1 protein-coding gene is annotated in these 798 nt (G+C 43.5%); it reads right to left on the reverse strand.

Annotated elements, in window-relative coordinates:
• The coding region (locus NE638_RS17820) for a sensor histidine kinase (protein WP_173746873.1) at positions 1–798 on the reverse strand (798 nt) is incomplete at both ends.

The raw sequence follows: 798 nt of genomic DNA on the forward strand, positions 1-798 counted from the left end.
ACCTTGATATAGCCCCCTTGCCTTGTTACAATCTCACGAGCCAAATACAAACCTATTCCCACACCCTGTTGATCGTGTACTTCTTCCTCACGATAGAAGCGCCGAAAGATGGCAGCCTGATTGCTTTCTGAAATGCCCCTGCCGGTGTCGGTCACTTTGACCTCTACGTACATTTCCCACTGAACCACTGATACAGAAATCTTTCCACCTGACGGAGTGTATTTTACTGCATTGTCCAGCAGATTGAAAAGGGCTTCGCTTGTCCACTTGCTGTCATGGGAGATTATCAAATTTTCCGGGCAATCCACGGATACAGCAATTTCTTTTTTCTCTGCGGCATATACAATACTGCTCATAGCTTGTGCAAGCGTATGGAATAAGCTGCTGTCTTTCTTTTCTAATCGTATTGCTCCGGTTTCTAACCGGGATGTTTTAACCAGTGCTTGGAACAGAAAATCCAGTTTATCAGTCTGACTGCGTATGCCTTGCAAAAAGTCCATCCGTTCTTCTTCTGAAACAGGCTTTGTTAAAAGTGTGTCCGTTACCATTTGCAAATTGCTGACAGGCGTTTTGACTTGATGCGAAATATCAGAAATCAGCATTTGAAGCTCCTGTCGTTCCATGTCTACCTTGTGCCGATTTTCCTGCATAATCTCATACAACCGGATTAAGCGGTGGTTGATACGGGCAAAAAGAGTTTCACTATCATTTGACTTTTGTAATTCCTCGTTTCCATCAATCATGTTGTCCAGCGTCCGGCACAAATTAGAAGTAAAATGAGAAAGGCGTTTTCCAAAA

Source organism: Blautia sp. MSK.18.38 (genome assembly GCF_024460535.1).
In the GTDB taxonomy this organism is placed as follows: domain Bacteria; phylum Bacillota; class Clostridia; order Lachnospirales; family Lachnospiraceae; genus Blautia_A; species Blautia_A fusiformis.